The organism is Stenotrophomonas sp. WED208, assembly GCF_040984485.1.
GTDB classification, from domain to species: domain Bacteria; phylum Pseudomonadota; class Gammaproteobacteria; order Xanthomonadales; family Xanthomonadaceae; genus Stenotrophomonas; species Stenotrophomonas riyadhensis.
The window spans coordinates 3415902-3435327 of the sequence record NZ_JAZARB010000001.1; the positions used below are offsets into that span (position 1 = coordinate 3415902).

General features: G+C 66.1%; 14 protein-coding genes. 7 read left to right on the plus strand and 7 right to left on the minus strand.

The annotated features are described in order from the left end of the window. Together minE and VPH47_RS15445 are read left to right on the plus strand one after the other, a co-directional pair. Positions 1–261, plus strand: coding sequence for a cell division topological specificity factor MinE (gene minE / locus VPH47_RS15440; protein WP_004148073.1), 261 nt, complete (start codon positions 1–3; stop codon positions 259–261). 46 nt (positions 262–307) lie between these two features. Beyond that, positions 308–787 carry a hypothetical protein gene (locus VPH47_RS15445; RefSeq protein WP_110711585.1) on the plus strand — a complete coding sequence of 160 codons (480 nt, stop codon included), beginning with the start codon at positions 308–310 and terminating at the stop codon, positions 785–787. Positions 788–988: 201 nt separating this feature from the next. Here the strand turns inward: VPH47_RS15445 and VPH47_RS15450 are convergent, their stop codons facing one another. The 3 genes from VPH47_RS15450 to VPH47_RS15460 all read right to left on the minus strand — a co-directional run bounded on the left by VPH47_RS15450 (position 989) and on the right by VPH47_RS15460 (position 6628). Further along, entirely contained in the window at positions 989–2218 is a 1230-nt protein-coding gene (locus VPH47_RS15450; protein WP_153856397.1) for a DUF819 domain-containing protein, read from the minus strand. A gap of 130 nt (positions 2219–2348) precedes the next feature. Beyond that, complete coding sequence (locus tag VPH47_RS15455) at positions 2349–4427, minus strand: S9 family peptidase (protein ID WP_153856398.1); 2079 nt, start codon at positions 4425–4427, stop codon at positions 2349–2351. Between the two features lie 236 nt (positions 4428–4663). Next, entirely contained in the window at positions 4664–6628 is a 1965-nt protein-coding gene (locus tag VPH47_RS15460; protein ID WP_110711582.1) for an OPT family oligopeptide transporter, read from the minus strand. A 255-nt stretch (positions 6629–6883) separates the two neighbouring features. Between VPH47_RS15460 and VPH47_RS15465 the strand changes: the two genes are divergently transcribed. Further along, entirely contained in the window at positions 6884–8638 is a 1755-nt protein-coding gene (locus tag VPH47_RS15465; protein WP_094002397.1) for a peptide MFS transporter, read from the plus strand. Positions 8639–8694: 56 nt separating this feature from the next. Here VPH47_RS15465 and VPH47_RS15470 read toward each other — a convergent pair whose 3' ends face one another. Then, positions 8695–10683, minus strand: coding sequence for an alpha/beta hydrolase family protein (locus VPH47_RS15470; protein ID WP_368851184.1), 1989 nt, complete (start codon positions 10681–10683; stop codon positions 8695–8697). 178 nt (positions 10684–10861) lie between these two features. Then, positions 10862–11497 (minus strand): LysE/ArgO family amino acid transporter, encoded by a 636-nt coding sequence (locus tag VPH47_RS15475; protein WP_005415673.1) that lies wholly within the window; start codon positions 11495–11497, stop codon positions 10862–10864. Positions 11498–11635: 138 nt separating this feature from the next. Between VPH47_RS15475 and VPH47_RS15480 the strand changes: the two genes are divergently transcribed. Together VPH47_RS15480 and VPH47_RS15485 are read left to right on the plus strand one after the other, a co-directional pair. Continuing rightward, entirely contained in the window at positions 11636–12541 is a 906-nt protein-coding gene (locus tag VPH47_RS15480) for a LysR family transcriptional regulator ArgP (protein ID WP_006424060.1), read from the plus strand. Between the two features lie 182 nt (positions 12542–12723). Further along, on the plus strand, positions 12724–13170 hold the full coding sequence (locus VPH47_RS15485; protein ID WP_368851185.1) for an N-acetyltransferase family protein: 447 nt from the start codon (positions 12724–12726) through the stop codon (positions 13168–13170). A gap of 114 nt (positions 13171–13284) precedes the next feature. Here VPH47_RS15485 and VPH47_RS15490 read toward each other — a convergent pair whose 3' ends face one another. Continuing rightward, on the minus strand, positions 13285–13707 hold the full coding sequence (locus tag VPH47_RS15490; protein WP_368851186.1) for a hypothetical protein: 423 nt from the start codon (positions 13705–13707) through the stop codon (positions 13285–13287). A 62-nt stretch (positions 13708–13769) separates the two neighbouring features. Further along, a complete protein-coding gene (locus VPH47_RS15495; protein ID WP_368851187.1) occupies positions 13770–14876 on the minus strand; it encodes a PAAR domain-containing protein in 1107 nt (368 codons plus the stop codon). 206 nt (positions 14877–15082) lie between these two features. Between VPH47_RS15495 and mqo the strand changes: the two genes are divergently transcribed. Both mqo and VPH47_RS15505 read left to right on the plus strand, forming a co-directional pair. Continuing rightward, entirely contained in the window at positions 15083–16783 is a 1701-nt protein-coding gene (mqo, locus tag VPH47_RS15500; protein WP_368851188.1) for a malate dehydrogenase (quinone), read from the plus strand. Between the two features lie 356 nt (positions 16784–17139). Continuing rightward, complete coding sequence (locus tag VPH47_RS15505) at positions 17140–19332, plus strand: TonB-dependent siderophore receptor (protein ID WP_368851189.1); 2193 nt, start codon at positions 17140–17142, stop codon at positions 19330–19332. Positions 19333–19426: the final 94 nt, after the last annotated feature.

Below are 19426 nucleotides of genomic sequence, written 5' to 3' on the forward strand. Positions count from 1 at the left end.
ATGGGCCTGTTTGATTTCCTCAAAGCGAAGAAGACCACCGCCGAAACCGCCAAGAACCGCCTGCAGATCATCATCGCGCAGGAGCGCAGCAACCGCGGTGGCCCCGATTACCTGCCGCTGCTGCAGCGCGAGCTGCTGGAAGTGATCAAGAAGTACGTGAACATCGACGTCGATGCAGTGAAGGTCGACCTGGTGAAGGATGGCCAGCACGATGTGCTGGACATCTCCGTGGCGCTGCCTGAAGGCCCGGACAAACCCTGATGCTCAGCCCCGCCCGTGCCTGCACGGGCGGGGCTGCCTGACCCGCATGACCGATACGACAACCGCCGTGGACATCACCTGCGTGGGCGACATCGCCTTCGCCGATGCGCAGTGCCTGCTCGCCGCACATGGCCTGCAGCTGCACCACGTCGCAGCCGGTGAACCGATTCCCGGCAGCTACTGGGGCGAGCCCGAGGCCGGCATCATCGCCAGCAACGTGTACGTGCGCGATGACACGCCCGTGCACTCGATGCTGCACGAAGCCTGCCATCTGATCGTGCTGCCGCCGGAGCGGCGTGCGCAGGTGCATACCGACGCCACCGACTCGGTGGCCGAGGAAGACGCCACCTGCTATCTGCAGATCGTGCTGGCCGGACAGCTGGCTGGTGTCGGCAGCCAGCGGCTGATGGCTGACATGGATGCCTGGGGGTATACGTATCGGCTGGGGTCTACGCAGGCGTGGTTCGAGCAGGACGCCGAAGACGCGAAGGCGTGGTTGATCGAACGCGGGTTGCCGGTGGCGTAAAGCCGCGGGCGCGGTTGGCCACGGGCGCGTGGCGACGCGCCGGACCTTGCGGCGCCCCTCTTTTCACTCGGCGCGGTTCGAGCAGGACGCCGAAGACGCGAAGGCGTGGTTGATCGAACGCGGGTTGCCGGTGGCGTGATCCACCGTGAACCGGGGTCAGATCCCTTTTGCTGCGCAAAAGGGATCTGACCCCAATACCCATTACCCCTGCCCTGCCAGCGCGCGCAGGGTGATGCCGACGACGTAGGCCAGGTAGGTTCCCGTGGCGTAGCCCATCGTGCCCAGCAACACGCCCACCGGCGCCAGCGCCGGATGGAACGCTGCAGCCACCACCGGCGCCGAAGCCGGGCCACCGATGTTCGACTGAGATCCGATGGCGAAGTAGAAGAACGGCACCTTCAGCAGCTTGCCCAGGCACCACAGCAGCACGATGTGCACGGCAATCCAGATCAGGCCGAGCAGGAACAGCCATGGGCGGTCCAGCAGCGCCAGCAGATCCATCTGCATGCCGATGCAGGCGATCAGGAAGTACAACAGCAGCGAGCCCAGACGCGATGCGCCCGCGCCTTCCAGGTTGCGGGCACGGGTGAAGCTCAGGCTCAGGCCCAAGGTGGTCGACAACACCACCACCCACACGAACGGCGCATCCAGGCTGAACTGCGAGGCCCAGCCGACGTTGGTCTTGAACCAGGCCGCCAGCGGCGCGCCAATCGCATGCGACAGGCCGACGCCGCCGAAGGCCACCGCCACGATCAGCATCAGGTCGGTGAGGCTGGGAATGCGCTCGTGCTCGGCCTGGAAGCGCGCGATGCGCTCCTTCAGCTCATCGATGGCCGAGGTATCGGCGCCACTGCGCGCGTCGATCTTCGCCGCACGACCAGCAAGAAAGATCAGCGCCGCCATCCACACGTAACCGACACCGACATCGACCACCGCGAACTGGCCGAACGTGGTCGCGTTGACGTCGAACACTTCGCGCATCGCCAGCATGTTGGCACCGCCGCCGATCCAGCTGCCGGCCAGCGCCGCCATGCCGGCCCAGGTGTCACCGGCCACGGTTTCCGGATGCACGGCGCGCATCAGCAGGAAGGCCACTACCGCGCCGAGCATGATGCTGGCCGAGGCGCCCAGGTACATGAGCACCAGTTTCGGGCCGAGCCGCAGGATGCCCTTGATGTCCACCGCAAGCGTCAGCAGGATCAGCGCCGCAGGCAGCAGGATGTCGCGCGCGATCGGGTTGTAGAGTTTGGTGTTCTGCCCGTCGATCAGGCCGGCGGTGTTGTAGATGCCGGGAATCAGGTAGCACAGCAGCAGTGCCGGCACGAACGTGTAGAAGCGTTTCCACAGGCCCTGCTCGCGCGAAGCGGTCCAGAACACGGCGCCCAGGGTGGCGGCGATCAAACCGAAGACGACGATGTCGTTCTGGATCATGCGGGCGCTCCTGGTAGTGCCGGCCGCTGGCCGGCAATCCGGTATGGGTGGAAGCAGCATGTGGTTGCCGGCCAGCGGCCGGCACTACCCGTAAGCAAAAGCGCCGCCCCAAAGGGCGGCGCTGTACTCATCAATTGCCGATGTGCTGCTTCAGCCAGGCATTGACGGTGTCATGCCACAGGATGCTGTTGTTCGGCTTCAGCACCCAGTGGTTTTCATCCGGGAAGTACAGGAACTTCGATTCGATGCCCTGGCGCTGGGCGGCGGTGAACGCGGCCAGGCCCTGCTCGACCGGGATGCGGAAGTCCTGCTGGCCATGGATGACCAGGATCGGCTTCTTCCAGTCCGCCACGTGGTTGACCGGGTTGAACTTCTCGTAGTTCGCGGCCTTCTGGTACGGGGTACCGCCCTGCTCCCACTCGGTGAACCACAGTTCTTCGGTGGCGTAGCCCATCATGCGCTGGTCGAACACGCCGTCGTGGTTGACCAGGCACTTGAACGGGCTGTTCCAGTTGCCGGCGATCCAGTTGACCATGAAGCCGCCGTAGCTGGCGCCCAGCGCACAGGCCTTGTCACCGTTGAGGAAGGAGTACTTCTTCAGCGCCGCATCCCAGCCCTTCTGCAGGTCTTCCAGCGGGCGGTCGCCCCAGTGCTGGCTGATCGCATCGGTGAACGCCTGGCCGTAGCCAGTGGAACCGTGGAAGTCGATCATCACCACGGCGTAGCCCTGGCCCGCATAGGTCTGCGGATTCCAGCGGTAGCTCCAGCCATTGCCAAAGCTGCCCTGCGGGCCGCCGTGGATCAGGAACGCGACCGGGTACGACTTGCCTTCCTGGTAGTTGTGCGGCTTGACCACGTAGCCATGCACGGTGTCGTTGTTCCAGCCCTTGAACTCGAACTGTTCGTACTCACCGAAGCTGACGTCCTTCAGCACGTCGCCAGCGGCCGGGGTCAGCGCGCGCAGCTCGCCGATGGCTTCGCCTGCGGCCGGCAGCAGGCCGACCAGCACCTGGTCGTTGCTCTTCAGGCTGTTGCGGGTGATCGCCACGCTGTTGCCGGCCACGTCGACCGAGGTCACGCTGCCGTCGCCGATCAGCTTGGTGGCCTTGCCACTGGCCACGTCGATCTGGAACAGCGGGTGCTCGCCGAGGTCATCGGCAGTGGTGTAGATGCTGGCGCCGTCGGCGGACAGGGTGATGCCGCCGGCCGAGCGATCCCACTGCGGCGCGATCTCGCGGGTCTTGCCGCTGGCCAGGTCCATCGCCATCAGGCCGAAGCGGTCGGCCTCGAAGCCCGGGCGCTTCATCGCGCGGTAGAACAGGGTCTTGCCGTCGGCACTGAACACCGGACCGGCATCCCAGGCCGGGTTGGAGGCGGTCAGGTTGACCGGCGCCTGCTTGCCGGCCGCGTCGAAGCGGTACAGGTCGAAGTTGGTCGACCACGGCTCCTGCTTGCCGGCCACGCGGATGCTGGCGACCACGCTGGCGCCATCCGGCGACCACGCGAAATCATCGTTGCCACCGAACGGCTTTGACGGCGCATCACCGTCGATGGTCGCGCTCAGCGCCGAGGCGCCCTTGACCGCACCGGCCTTGGCTGCCGGCAGCGGTGCCACGAACAGGGTGTTGCGGCGGCCGTCGTTCCAGGTATCCCAGTGGCGCACGAACAGCGAATCGAAGACCTTGCCGCTGGCCTTGGCACCGGCGACGTCCTTGAGCTTCTTCTCGGTGCAGGCCAGGTCCGAGGCACAGGCCTGGAACACGCCGGCGCTGAACAGCACGCGGTCGTCCTGCGGCGACACGTGGTAGCTGTCCACGTCCACCGGGAAGTCGGTCAGCTGGCGCGGGGTGCCGCCGTTGATCGGCTGCGCGTACAGCTGCTGGCTGCCGTTCTTGGCGCTGAGGAAATACACGGTCTGGCCATCGGCCGACAGCGACGCGGAATTGACGCTCCAGCCAGCCGGGGTGATCTGCTTCGGCGGGGCCGCGTCACGCGTGCGCAGGTTGCGCGCGAACAGTGCGGTGGAGGCCTTCAGGTTGGCATCCACGCTGCGCTTGGCGAACACCACGGTGCCACCATCGGCGGTCAGTACCGGCGCGGAGACGCGATCCATGGCCACCATGTCGCGGACTTCCAGGCCACGGGCAGCGGCAACGCTGGGCAGGGCGGCCAGCAGGCTCAGTGGCAGCAGGGCATGACGCAGTTTCATCGGGGTCTCCGCAGGACGGCAAAAAACCGATGGTAGGCCCGTGCGGCCGGGGCTGCCAAGGCCATCGGTCATGGCCGGGGACGGGTCGACACCTTCGCCAGAAAAGGCAAACCGCGCCGTAGCGCGGTTTGCGGTAGTGCCGGCCGCTGGCCGGCAATCTGTCTGGTTGCCGGCCAGCGGCCGGCGCTACCGGGTCAGAGCCCTTCCCTGCGGGAAGGGGTCCGACCCCATGGCCCTTACGCCATGGCGCGCTTGCCGGTGCGGTAGATCAGCCAGCCGACCAGGAACAGCACGGCCAGGCCGATCCACTGTGCGCCCGGCAGGTGGAACGGCACGGCCAGCACATCGGCACGGCTGCTGACCACGATCGGAATCGCGATGGCGATGCCCATCAGCGCCTCACCGGTGATCAGGCCAGCGGCGAACAGCACGCCCGGCTTGTGCACGCGGTCGCGGCCTTCTTCGTCATCGGCACGCACCTTGTGGAAGCGCTCGACCAGGTAAGCGATCAGGCCGCCGAGGAAGATCGGCACCATCAGTTCCAGCGGCAGGTAGATGCCGATGGCGGCGGCCAGCACCGGCACGCGGAAGCGGGCGTTGCGCGACTTCAGCCAGCTGTCGAAGGCGATGATGGCCGCACCGACCACGGCACCGATGCCGATGAAGGTCCACGGCAGTTCGCCACCGAACAGGCCCTTGGCCACCGAGGCCATCAGGTTGGCCTGCGGCGCGGCCAGCGCGTTCGGGTGCAGCTCGGACTTCACGCCGATGCCGTAGGCGGTAGCCAGCAGGTTCAGCACCGGGGCCATGATCAGCGCGCACGAGAACGCACCGATGCCCAGCATCAGCTGCTGCTTCCACGGGGTGGCACCGACGATGTAGCCGGCCTTGAGGTCCTGCAGGTTGTCGCCACCGACCGCGGCGGCGCAGCACACCACCGCACCGATCATGATCGCGGCCACCGCACCCAGCGGCGCACCGCCGGCGCCCACCGGCTTCAGGCCGTCGGCGCCCAGCAGCACGACCAGCACGGCCGACGCGAACAGGATGGTGGAGATGGTGATGCCCGAAACGGGGTTGTTGGACGAGCCGATCAGGCCGGCCAGGTAGGCCGAGACCGACACGAACAGGAAGCCGGCGACGATCATGATGAGGGTCATCGGGATCGACACGTGCCACTGGCCGACGATGGCCTGGTACAGCGCCAGCAGCGGCAGCACGAAGACCACCAGGGCGACCAGCATCCACTTCATCGGCAGGTCGCGCTCGGTGTGCGCCAGCACCGGGCCACCACTCTTGCGGGCGGCAGCGAAGCCGCTCTTGACGCCGTTCAGCAGCGACTTGCGCAGCGAGATCAGGGTCCAGATGCCGCCGATCAGCATCGCGCCGACGCCCAGGTAGCGCATCTTCGCGCCCCAGATGGCGAATGCCGCCTCGGTGGAAGAAGCCGCAGCAACCGACGCCGCCAGTGCCGGATCGGTGTTCATGAAGAACGCCTGGTAGATCGGAATGGCGATGTGCCAGGTCAGGATCGAACCGGACACCACCACGATGCCGACATTGAGGCCGACGATGTAGCCCACGCCCAGCAGCGCCGGCGACAGGTTGGTGCCGATGAAGGCGGTGACCTTGGAGCTGCCGACGTAGGCCGAGGTGGCCCAGGCGTCCGGGATCAGGCGCATGCCGCTTTCCGCGGCCAGCTTGACGAAGGCACCGATCACCGCCGACAGGCCGAGGATCTTCAGGCCCGGGCCCGGGTTCTCACCGGCCTTGAGCACTTCGGCTGCTGCCTTGCCTTCCGGGAACGGCAGCGGATCTTCAACGATCATCGAACGGCGCAGCGGCACCGAGAACAGCACGCCCAGCAGGCCACCCAGACCAGCGATGCCCAGCACCCACCAGTACTTGAAGTCCGGCCAGTAGCCCATGATCACCAGCGCGGGGATGGTGAAGATCACACCGGCGGCGATCGACGAACCGGCCGAGGCGCCGGTCTGCACGATGTTGTTTTCAAGGATGGAGCCACCGCCCAGCAGGCGCAGCACGCCCATGGAAATCACCGCAGCGGGAATGGCGGTGGCGATGGTCAGGCCTGCGAACAGACCGAGGTAGGCGTTTGCGGCCGACAGCACCACCGCCAGCACGATGGCCAGGGCCACTGCGCGGAAGGTGAGCTGCTTGGGCGCAGCGTCGTGGTTCATGGAAGCCCCTGCTGGCAAAAAATCCCGATCACGCTAGCGTTCAGGGGGCGGCAAGTCCAGTGCGCATGGTCACCGCCGGCGCAGGCCCACCCGGCCGCCCGACCGGTGCGGCAAGGCCAACCGGCCGATCCCGCAAAGCCGCGCAGCGCCTGCCGCAAAAAGGGGACGGAGGGGATTAAGTCGTATTTGTCATAAGCGCCGTGATCCGGCCCCTGCCCTTCTATAATCGCGCCCTTTCCGCTGTCCCCGCCGTCGATGACCGTTGCCGCTACCGCCTCCGACGACTTCCTGGGCCATCCCAAGGGCGTCTACGTCTGCTTCTTCACCGAAATGTGGGAGCGCTTCTCCTTCTATGGCATGAAGGCGCTGCTGCTGCTGTACCTGACCAAGTACCACCTGTTCGGCGACAAGGCCGGCCTGGACCTGCTCGGTGCCTATGGCGGCCTGGTGTACTGCATCCCGGTGTTCGGCGGCATGCTGGCCGACCGCTGGCTGGGCATGCGCCGGGCGGTGCTGTTCGGCGGCATCCTGCTGGTGCTCGGGCACCTCGGCATGGCCTTCGAGGGCCACGCCGCGTACCGCGTGAACGGCGAAGTGGTGCGCGACACCTCGGCACTGGCGGTGACCTACCTGTCGCTGGCGCTGATCATCATGGGCGTCGGCTTCCTGAAGCCGAACATCTCCACCATCGTCGGCAAGCTGTACGCCAAGGATGACCCGCGACGTGATTCTGGCTTCTCGCTGTTCTACGCCGGCATCAACCTCGGTGCCCTGTTCTCTTCGCTGGTGTGCGGCTTCCTCGGCGAGGCCTACGGCTGGAAGTACGGTTTCGGTGCGGCCGGTATCGGCATGCTGGCCGGCCTGGCGATGTTCCTGTGGGGTCAGAAGTACCTGCAGGGCCACGCCGAGCCGCCGCAACCCGCTGCGCTGAAGCAGAAGGTGCTGGGCCTGCCGCGCGAATGGCTCATCTATCTGTGCGCGGTGCTCGGTGTGCTGCCGGTGGCGTGGCTGATGTGGGCGGCCGGCAACGGCGCGTTCGCGCTGGGCGGTGAAATCAGCCTGGCGCTGATGCTGATGCTGGTGGTGCTGGGTGGCGTGCTGGTCTGGTTTGCCTGGTTCACCGGCAGCAAGTGCACGCCGGTGCAGCGCCAGCAGATGATCGCGCTGATGGTGCTGATCTTCATGGCCCTGGTGTTCTTCACGATGTACGAGCAGTCGTACGGCTCGTGGGTGACCTTCACCGACCGCCTGCTGACCAAGGACATCGTGCCCTCGCTGGTGATCACCGGCGGTACCCCGTTGCCGTGGTCGATCATCTCGCTGCTGCTGGCACCGCTGGGCTTCGTGGTCAGCGCGCGCCTGTCCGAACGGCGCCCGGGTTCGGCCGCGCCGCGCACGTTCTTCGCCGCCATTGTCGTTCTGATGCTGGTGCTGCTGGTGCGCGACTGCCTGGTGATTCCGCAGACCGCCGGCTCGCTGACCTACCTCGGCGGCCTGTTCCTGGTGCTGCTGGCGCCAGCCTTCGCCGCACTGTGGACGTGGATGGACCGCCGCGGCTGGGAGCCGGGCAAGCCGGTGAAGTCGGCCTGGGGCCTGGTGATCGGCGCGCTCTCGTTCGTGCCGCTGGCGCTGGCCGCGCAACAGGTTGGCGCCACTGGCGAGATGGCCAGCGTGTGGTGGCTGGTACTGGCCTACTTCCTGCTGGCCAGCGGTGAGATGTGCCTGTCGCCGGTCGGCCTGTCGGCGGTGACCCAGTTGGCCGTGCCGCGGGTGATGAGCCTGATGATGGGCACCTGGTTCCTGGCCACCGCGTTCTCGGAAACGCTGGCCGCGCTGTTCGGCAAGCTGGCGGCAATCGAGGTGCCGGAAGGCGAATCGCTGGACATGGTGGCCGCCGCCGGCGCCTATGCGCACCTGTTCTGGCTGCTGATGTGGATCGGGTTGGGCTGCGCGCTGGCCGCTTTCATCGCCGCGCCGCTGCTGAAGAAAATGATGCACGGGGTGAAGTAAGGCCCGCGCGTGTGGAAAACCAGGGCGGCGGACCGATCATCCGCCGCCCTGTCAGCTCACGGTGCCTTGTCCTTGCCGGCCGCAGGTGCGGTCGTTGCGGTCTTGCCGCCCAGGCTGCGTGACAGGAAGGCCAACAGCTTGCCGTAGTACTCGCTGCGATGGGCCTCGGTGTAGAAGCCGTGGCCTTCGGTCTTGTAGTACAGGCTTTCCACCGGCGTGCCGGCACGCTTGAGCGCCGCTTCCATGCGCTCCGTGTGCTGGATCGGCGCGCGCTTGTCTTCACCACCGGCCGCGAGGAACACCGGCACCTTGATCCGCCCGGCCAGGTTCACCGGCGACACCGCGCCCAGTTTGGCCGGGTCCCCCAGCCATTCGCGCAGGTAGGTCACGCCTGAACCGCGATCCTGGATGTCACCGCGGGTATACATCATCGGCAGGTCGTAGACGCCGACATAACCGGCCGCGCACTGGTACAACCCGGGTTCGCGGGCAGCGCCCATCATCGCCGAGTAGGCCCCGTAGCTGGCGCCGTAGATGCAGATGCGACGGCCGTCGGCGATGCCTTCACTGATCGCCCAGCGGGTGGCATCGGTGACGTCGTCCTGCATCGCCGCACCCCACTGCTGCGCACCAGCCTGGGTGTGCGCCCGGCCGTAGTTGCCTGACCCGCGGAAGTTGACCTGCAGCACGGCATAACCGGCGGCGGCCAGCATCTGCGTTTCGCGGTCGTACTGGCCGGAATCGAAGATGTCGAACGGGCCACCATGCGGCATCACCACCATCGGCAGGTTGCGCCCGTTGCTACCGGCCGGCACCGTCAGGAAGCCATGCAGCGGCAGCCCGTCGCGGGCCTTCAGGGCAATCGGCTTCACGCTGGCGCTGCGGTCCACGTCGATCCACTCACTACGGCTGATCAGGTGATCGGCCTTGCGCGCCACCGTGTCATACACGTAGAAGTCGCCCGGATTGGTGCCAGACCAGGTTTCCACCAGCACAACACGGCCATCGTGGGTACTGGAGGTGATGTAGACCGCCCCCCCGAATGCCGCCTCCAGGCTGCGGTACAACCGCGCGTCGGCAGAACTGTCATCAAAGAATCGGGTATGGGGCTTGTCCCCCAGATACAGCGCCCCGACCGGCACGTGGGTGCCGGGACGGTGGATGATCCGGTACGGATTGACCACATCGTCGCGCAACAGCGTCGCGCGCTCGCCGGTCTGCGGATTCCAGCTCACGATCGCATTGGGCCCCTGTGCCTGCTCGGCATTGAGATAGGCCACGCCGTCATCAGCAGAGAAACCGATGGCGGTTTCGATCCGCTTGCTCACCGCCTCGTCGTTGATCAGCTTCCAGCTGTCGCCGGAACGTTCACGGAAGTAGAGCTTGTTGACGTTGTCACTGCCGGCGCCATGCACGAAGCGGACCTCGCCGGCGCCGTCGGTGGTGAACTCGCCGCGCCTTACCGGTGAAGACGCGACCCGCGAGCGACGCCCGCTGGTCACATCCATGCGATCGACGCGGGTGAACGGATCTTCCGACAGCGGCCAGACGGTCACCAGCACATTGCGCTCGTCACCCGGCAGGTCATCAGCCAGGAAGGCGGCAACGGCCTCCACCTTCTTCGGTTGGATCAGCGTTCCCGGCCCCTTGCTTTCCACCCGGTAGCCCACCAGCAGCTCGCCACGGTTGCCATTGGCATTGATCGCGTAAAGCTCTCCGGTGGGATTGGGCTGATCCAGCGAGCCCCATTTCTGGGCCAGTCCGATCAGCAGGCGCTCGTCGCTGACCCAATCGAACTCGTAGGCATGATTCTTGTCCGGTGGCCGGAAATTGCCGACCATCTGTTTGTCCTTGAGACGCAGCACCACGATCGCGGTGGCATCCTCCAGCGGCACGGTCGCCGCCACGTACTCGCCCGTCGGTGAAATCTTGATGTCGGTGAAGGCTTCCTGCCGCACGTACTGCGACAGGTCCACCGCACCCGCGCCGCCGATCGCAACGCACCCCAGGGCGGCCAATGCGGCCGCCAGTATCGTCCTGCGCATCCTTCCCCCTGCTCCTGCGGACACCTTGTCCTGATGGCGGATTCTAGGCAGGCTTCTGCAGTCCCTGCCAGAGGCAGACGGGACAACGCGGAAAAAACGACGGCACCGTTGCCGGTGCCGTCGTTACCACTACCTTGGAGAGAGAGTCAGGACGTGGGTTCGGGGGGCGTGCGCCGGGTCAGTGGACCCCGCGCACCGCCAACATGAGGGCCAGGATGCTGAGGATCACGGCGATGGTGCCGTCGAGCACGCGCCAGGTGCTGGGCTTGGTGAACAGCGGCGCCAGCAGGCGTGCACCCAGGCCCTGCGCGGTCAGCCACAGGCAGCTGGCAGTGACCACGCCGGCGGCGAAGGCCATGCGGGCGTTGCCGAAGTTCTCGGCGATGGAGCCGATCACCATCATGTCCAGCCAGAAGTGCGGGTTGATCAGCGAAAAGCCGACCGCGGCCATCAGCACCGCGCGGCGGCTGCCGTCGTCGCTGTCAGCCTCGCCCATGCCGCCGCCACCGGCGATCGCACGGCGTGCCGACTTCATTGCGTACCAGGCCAGGAACGCCACGCCGGTCCACAGCACGGCGGTGGTCAGCCACGGCAGCGCCGAAGTGAGCGTGCGCAGGCCGGCCACGCTGGCAAAGATGAAGATCGCATCGATGGCCGCACAGGTGGCGACCACCGGCACGATGTGCTTGCGCAGGATGCCCTGGCGCAGAATGAAGGCGCTCTGGGCGCCGACCACGGCGAACAGGCCGATGCCGGTAGCTGCACCAGAGAACCAGGCACCGAGGCCGGTGCTGGCGGAGATGACCGAGAACATGGGATTCACTGCCTTGTATTGCTTGGGGGGACGGTGCCTCGCGAAGGCGGACAGCACCGGAACAGGCGCCATTGTCGCGCCGCAACATGAAAAAGACGAGCTAAACTTCCTAAACCAACATTAGCGGAACTTAATTCGATGCGTATCGACCATGCTCAGCTGCGCGCCCTCGCCGCAGTGATCCGCGAAGGCAGCTTCGACCGCGCCGCACAGTCGCTGAATGTCACGCCGTCAGCCATCTCGCAGCGGGTCAAGGCGCTGGAGGATCGGGTCGGCCGCCTGCTGGTCAAGCGCGGCACCCCGGCCACCGCGACCGCCGAGGGCCAGGTACTGGTGCAGCTGGCCGAGCAGACCGCTCTGCTCGAACACGACGCGCTGCACCGGATGGGCCTGGCTGACGAAGACCTGCCGCAGGCCAGCATCCCGGTGGCGGTGAACCATGACAGCCTGGAAACCTGGTTCCCGCAGGCCGCCTCGCAGTTCGCGCAGAGCACCGGCACCACGCTGGACCTGCGCGTGGAAGACCAGGACCACACCGTTGAACTGCTGCGCCAGGGCACGGTGCTGGGCGCGGTGACCACGCTGGACGAGCCGGTGCAGGGGTGCCAGATCCACGCACTGGGCAGCATCCGCTACGCGGCGACCTGTACCCCCGAGTTCCGTGAGCGCCACTTCGCCAAGGGCGTGACCGCACAAGCGCTGGCGCAGGCACCGGTGCTGGTGTTCAACCGCAAGGACGAAATGCAGTCGCGTTTCGCCCGACGGATGGCGGGCGACGACCTGCCCAGCACCGCGCCGACCTGGTGGATTCCCTCCACCCGCGCCTTCGTGCAGGCCAATCTGGGCGGCATGGGCTGGACCATGAACCCCCTGCCCCTGGTCAAGCGGCATCTGGACGCCGGCCGCCTGGTCTATGTGCGCCAGCGCGCGTGGGAAGACGTGCCGCTGTACTGGCAGCACTGGAAGGGCGACGTACAGACCATGGCCCTGCTGACCCGCGCGGTGCTGGACGCCTCCTCGGCGCTGATCCGGCGCAAGCGTTGAGCGCAAGCCGCTAAAAGGGGACGGAGGGGATTAAGTCGTCTTTGCCCGATATGTCGTTTGGGTCTTAAACGACTTAATCCCCTCCGTCCCCTTTTTGCTCCATCCAATCTCCACGAAGCCTCCACACCGGGTCCATGCGTGATGCGGATACTGGCGGGCCGATCATTGCAAGGATGCCCTGCATGCCCATCTCGGTCCGCGATGCCCACCCCGACGATGCCGCCGCCTGCATCGACCTGCGCGGGCGTACCCGCGAGAATGCCTTCAGTGCTGCACAACTGGCACAGCTGGGCATCACCGCTCAGACGTGGGCCGAAGGCATCTCGACCAGTGATTTCATCGGCCGCGTCGCCTGGGAAGGCGAGCGCATGGCCGGCTACTGCTTCGCCGACCGCGACAGCGGCGAGGTGCTGGTGCTGGCCCTGCTGCCGGACTACGAAGGCCGCGGCATCGGCCGCCAGCTGCTGCAGGAAGTGGTCAGCCTGACCCGCGATGCCGGCCACCAACGCTTGTTCCTGGCCTGCTCGGCCGACCCGCGTTCGCGCTCGCACGGCTTCTACCGCCGGCTGGGCTGGCGCCCGACCGGGCAGATCGATGACGCCGGGGATGAGATTCTCGAACTGCCCTGACACCCGGCCATGAAGGTGGCCGGATGCCGTCCCGCCAGGCTCAACCGCCTGTTGTTCGATCCTGATCTGGCGGGTCGAACACCAGCAACATACCGAAGGTCGGAGCTGGCCGACTCAGTGCGGCGTGCTGCCGGCCGGGTCGGTGATGTGCAGCTCACTGCTGACGATGCGAGCCTGCCCGCCGCGCACACCGGGGGTCAGGTTGACGCTGAACACCGCCGACACATCGATCGGGCGCAGGGCGAAACCGCTGATTTCCGACGACAGGATGCGCCATGGGAACCGGAAGGACTGCCCCGGCCGCAGCGTCTGCGGTGACTTCAACAGGCGCGCATCGGGCGGGTTGATGGGCAGCGACGTTTCCTTGCCGGAATGGCGGTCCACCAGCTTCACGCTGGGCCCGCGCCGGCGGTAGAACTCGGCCGGCACCTGCACGTCCTCGCTGCCGGCATTGCGCAGTTCCAGTTCCACGCGGATGTCCTCGCCGAGGAAATGGCAGGGAGCATTGTCGATGCAGCGCACGTGGAGTTCGATCATGGTGGGCGTTTCCTGGCTGGATGCGGTGAAAGGCATGGCGGCAAGCACGAGGGCGAGCGACATCATGAGACGGTGCATGTGATCTCCCGGGCGATCTCGCGGGTCAGCAGTTCCTGTACCTCGCGTCCGATGTTGTAACAGTGGCGCGGCCGGGTCACGCTGCAGTCCACGCTGGACATGATGGTCGCCAGCGGGTCGCTGTCTTCGCGGAATTCCGGCGCATGCACCTCTTCGGTGTCCAGCGTACCGCTGGGAAGGAAGAACTTCACGATGCCATCGTTTGCCACGGCCGCATCATCGTATTCGTCCGGCAGCCCCAGGCAGTGCCCGTACTCATGCGCATAAGTCCACGGCGTCGTGTCCACCGACGCATAGAGGACGCTGTCGCTGACCATCTCACGTTCGTAGACATCGTGCAGCAGCACCGAATAGTCCTGCCCGCTGTCGACGAAATCAATGTCATAACGCACGGGGAAGGTCCGCGTGCCGCACTGGGGATCGGCCACGGTTATGGTGAACTGGTTGTTCCAGTGCCGCTTGATACCGTCGCGCAGGCGCTGCTTCGCCTCTGCCACCTGGGCGGCACTGACGCGCCCTTTGGTCGTCACCCGGAAGCGGCTGGTCACTACGATGTCGCCGCCGCTCTTGAGCGGCACGTCGACGCGGAAGCTGGCGTGGAGCTCATACTCGTACCGGGCGCCATCAGGCGCATAGCCTTCGAAGTAGCGTCCGTCCGGCGACTGCGACACCTGGGTGGAATGATCCTTCACCCAGCACTGCGGTGCCTGGGTACCCGGAGGCGCGAAGCCTGGCGTCTGCAGCTGCGGCTTCTTCAGCAGCATCTTGGCCGCCGAGGCCACCGCAGCCATCGCCGCGCCGCCGCCGCTGCCTCCACCACCGCCCGCCACATGCGCCCGCTGCTGCTTGCCGGCCATCAGCGTGCAGCCACAGCTGGCCTTGTCGCCATCGCGGGCCACCGGCTGGCCGTCGATGACCAGAGTGCTGTCGCCGGACACGATGGAGCCCGGCCCGTGGCGACTGCAGACCACCCGGTCGCCAACCCGTGCCACTGCACGGCCTTCGATATCGGTGTGCGGTGAACCCGTAAGCACCGAACCGCCCGTCTGCAGGGCGTCACCTACCACGATCAGCATCCGTGACATCGTCATTCGGCCCCTCCATGGCCGTGTCTTGTGTGGAAGCAACCACCAAGTGTACCCGGACAGCTCCGGCCACAGGATGATGCATTGCACAAAAACAGGACCGGTTCCGGTTAGAATCGTCGCCAGGATGGCGCAACGCGTTGTTTCTTCACGCCCTTTCCCTGCTTGATGCGCATCCTGAACTCCTCCCCTCCGCCAACGATCCCGCCCCCATGAAGAAATTTGGCAAGGCCCTGCTCGCCCTGCTCGTGCTGCTGTTGCTGGCCGCCGCGCTGTTCCTGTACTGGCCACTGACCCAGCGCTCGGTGCCCGCCGCCAGCAACGACAAGCCCGTCGACGTTGTGCTGGTCGGCGCCGGCATCATGAGCATCACCCTGGCCACCTACCTGCAGGAACTGCAGCCGGACTGGAACATCCAGGTCTACGAACGCCTCGACGGCGTCGCCGGTGAAAGCTCCGATGGCTGGAACAACGCCGGCACCGGCCACTCGGCATTCGCCGAACTGAACTACACCCCGGAACTGCCCGACGGCAGCATCGAGACCAAGCGCGCGGTCGGCATCGCCGAATCGTTCGAGGTCTCGCGCCAGTTCTGGTCGCACCAGGTGAAGGAAGGCCGGCTGAGCCAGCCCAGCGACTTCATCAACCCGACCCCGCACATGAGCTTCGTCTGGGGTGATGACAACATCGCCTACCTGCACAAGCGCCAGCAGGCCCTGGTGAAGAACCCGCTGTTCTACGGCATGCAGTATTCCGAGGATCCGAGGCAGATCCAGCAGTGGGCCCCCCTGCTGATGGAAGGCCGTGACCCGAAGCAGAAGGTCGCCGCGACCTGGATGCCGCTCGGCACCGACGTCAACTTCGGCGTGATTACCCGGCAGCTGACCACCGGCCTGCAGCGCAGCCCGAACTTCAGCCTGCACCTGAACCATGAAGTGACCGCACTGCGGCAGAATGCCGACAAGAGCTGGAACGTGACGGTGAAGGACCTCAAGGCCGGCACCGAGACCACCACCCACACCCGCTTCGTGTTCATCGGTGCAGGTGGCGCCGCGCTGAAACTGCTGCAGATGTCGGGCATTCCGGAATCGAAGGACTACGCCGGCTTCCCGGTCGGTGGCCAGTTCCTCGCCTTCCAGGGCCAGGACGTGACCTCGCGCCATGGCGTGAAGGCCTACGGCATGGCCGAAACCGGTTCGCCGCCGATGTCGGTGCCGCACCTGGATGCGCGCAAGCTGGACGGCAAGCCGGTGGTCCTGTTCGGACCGTTCGCGCTGTACAGCACCAAGTTCCTCAAGCATGGCTCGTGGTGGGACCTGTACTCCTCGGTCACCCACAACAACGTTGGCCCGATGCTGGAAGTGGGCAAGGACAACCTGGACCTGGTGCAGTACCTGATGGCCCAGGCACGTCTGAACGATGCCGATCGCCAGGCCGAACTGGTCAAGTACTTCCCCAATGCCAAGCCGGGCGACTGGAAGCTGGTCACCGCCGGCCAGCGCGTGCAGATCATCAAGCGCGATCCGTTGAAGGGCCCGGTGCTGCAGTTCGGTACCGAGATCGTGACCGACAAGGACCACACCATCGCCGCCCTGCTCGGTGCCTCGCCGGGTGCGTCGACCTCGCCGCCGATCATGCTGGACCTGATGGCCAAGGCCTTCCCGGACCAGATGAAGGCCGGCTGGGAAACCCGCCTGCGCGAGATCGTGCCCTCGTACGGGCGCAAGCTCAACGACAACGCGGCATTGGTCAACGAGATCCGCACGCTGACCAGCCAGACCCTGCACCTGCCGTACCTGGAGGTGCCGGTGGACGCCAATGCGGCGGCTCCTGCCCCGGCGGTGGTGCCTGCAGCGGTTCCGGCACCGGCCAAGGAAAAGCGCAATGCCAACGAGGAACTGCAGGCGCTGTAAGTCCGCGCGTTCCTTTCGATGCAGACGGACGGCCACCTTCGGGTGGCCGTTTGTTTTTGTGCGAGGTGGGTCGGATCCCCCCCCGCACGGGAGGGCTCTGACCTGCGCTTGTGCGCCGACGATGGGGTCAGAGCTCATTGCCTACGGCAACGGGATCCGACCCCGGCCCGCCACTGCTCTGCGCCGGAAAGCCCCTGCACAACGACGCGAATTGTAATGTTGTTAAGAATTATTTACATTTGCATCATGCGCAGTGACCGCGCCTCTCCCAGATGGACCTGACTGTGCCCGAAGCCGCCGCCCCGGGTGCTGGACGACTGTTGCCGCCCTTCCCGCCTCCACGCTTCGAGCCCACCATGTCCCTGATCCGCCCTACCCGCCTGCCCCGCCGCGCGCTGCTGCCGGCTGCCCTGCTTTCGTCGCTGACCCTGCTGGCCGCGCCCAGCGCATTCGCTGCCGCCGACGGCGCTGCCGACGCCAAGACCCTGGACCGGGTCAGCGTGCGTGCCGATCAGTCGGCGCCGCCTGCCAGCACCACCCGTCTGCCCATCACCCTGCAGGAAACCCCGCAGTCGGCCACCGCGATCAGCCTGAAGCGCCTGCAGGACGAATCGCTGTTCAGCATCAACGATGTGATGCGCAACGTGACCGGCGTCAGCGTGTCCTTCTATGACACCCAGCGCCCGCTGTACTACGCACGCGGCTTCGCCATCACCGACTTCCAGGTCGATGGCATTCCCACCTACAGCGGTTCCACCAACCAGGAATACGACACCGCTTTCTACGACCGCATCGAAGTGATCCGCGGTGCCAACGGCCTGCTCAGCGGCGCCGGCGTGCCGTCGGCCACCGTCAACCTGCTGCGCAAGCGCCCAGGCAAGGAGTTCGATGCGTCGTTCTCGGTCAGTGCCGGCAGCTGGGATTACCGCCGCATGGAGGCCGACGTGACCGCACCGCTGACCGCCGATGGTCGCTTCCGCAGCCGCGTGGTCGCCGCCTATACCGATCGCGGGCTGTATTACGACCGCTACGACGAGAACAAGATGGCCGGCATGGCGGTGCTCGAAGGCGATGTCACCGACAGCACCACGATCACCCTGGGTTACCAGAGCCAGGACAACAACCCCACCGGCTCGACCTGGGGCACCGTGCCGTTCTTCGACAACCAGGGCAATTTCGCGCATCTGCCGCGCTCGACCAACCTGTCGCCGAAGTGGAGCTACTGGAAGCGCGAGAGCAATACCGCCTTCGCCAACCTGGAACAGCGCTTCGGCGACAACTGGCTGTTGAAGATCAACACCGCCTACACCCGCGGCAACGTGCAGAACGTGCGCCTGTACGGCACCGGCAACCCGGACCCGGTGACCGGCTCGGGCATCTTCCTGCGTACTGCCGCCGGTGATTCGAAGGACACCCGGCGCAACGTCGATGCCTACCTGACCGGCAGCTTCGATCTGTTCGGCCGTGACCACGACGTGACCCTCGGCGCACAGTGGTCGGACCTGGAAGGCACCACCAACACCCTGGCGCTGAACTTCCCGAACGATTGGGCACGCTGCGGCGGCGAGCGCTGCTACTACATCCCCAACGTGTACAACTGGAACGGCGACATCTCCGAGGTGACCTACCGCCGCACCGGCGCGCGCCGCGTGGCCAAGACCACGCAGAGTGGTGTCTACCTGGCCACCCGCCTGCGCCTGGCCGATCCGCTGTCGCTGATTGCCGGCGCGCGCCTGAGCCGCTGGGAAACCCTCAGCCGCTCCTACAACGCCGCAGGCGCCTATACCGGCACCAGCGGTGCGTACAAGGTGAGTGATGAAGTCACCCCGTACGTAGGCCTGGTCTACGACATCACCCCGAACGTCTCGGCGTATGCCAGCTACACCGAGATCTTCAATCCGCAGAACTTCAAGGACCGCAACGAGAACCTGCTGGCACCGGTACAGGGCTCGAACCTGGAAGCGGGCATCAAGACCCAATGGCTCGATGGCCGCCTGACTGCCAATGCCGCCGTGTTCGAGGCCAAGCAGGACAACTACGCGGTGCGTGACATGGGCGTGCCGGAGGGTTCGCTGAGCGATGGCACCTCCGCCTACATCGGCGTCAACGGCACCAAGGCGCGCGGTTGGGAAATAGACGTCAACGGCGAGATCCTGCCGGGCTGGACGGTCAATGCCGGCTACACCCACGTCAAGGTGACCCGCGCCGCCACCGATCTGCTGTACGCCAACCCGCCGAAGGATCTGTTGCAGCTCAACACCCAGCTGCAGCTGCGCGGCGCGCTGGAACGCCTGAGCATTGGCGGTGGCGTGCAGTGGCAGAGCAAGGTGCAGGGCTACAACATCGCCTACCCGCTGGGCGGCACGGTGACGGTGAACCAGCCGGCGTACACGCTGGTGCAGTTCAACGCCAACTACCGCATCAGCGACAACTGGACGGCAACCCTGAGCGTGCGCAACGCGCTGGACAAGACCTACTGGGCCAACCTGGACTACAACAACTACGGCGAACCACGCTTCGTGTCGGCCAGCCTGCGCTGGAAGTTCTGAGCAACCGGAAACGGTAGAGCCGGCCGCTGGCCGGCTCCATTCGGTGTATCGATGACGAGGAGCCGGCCAGCGGCCGGCACTACCCGGATCGGTA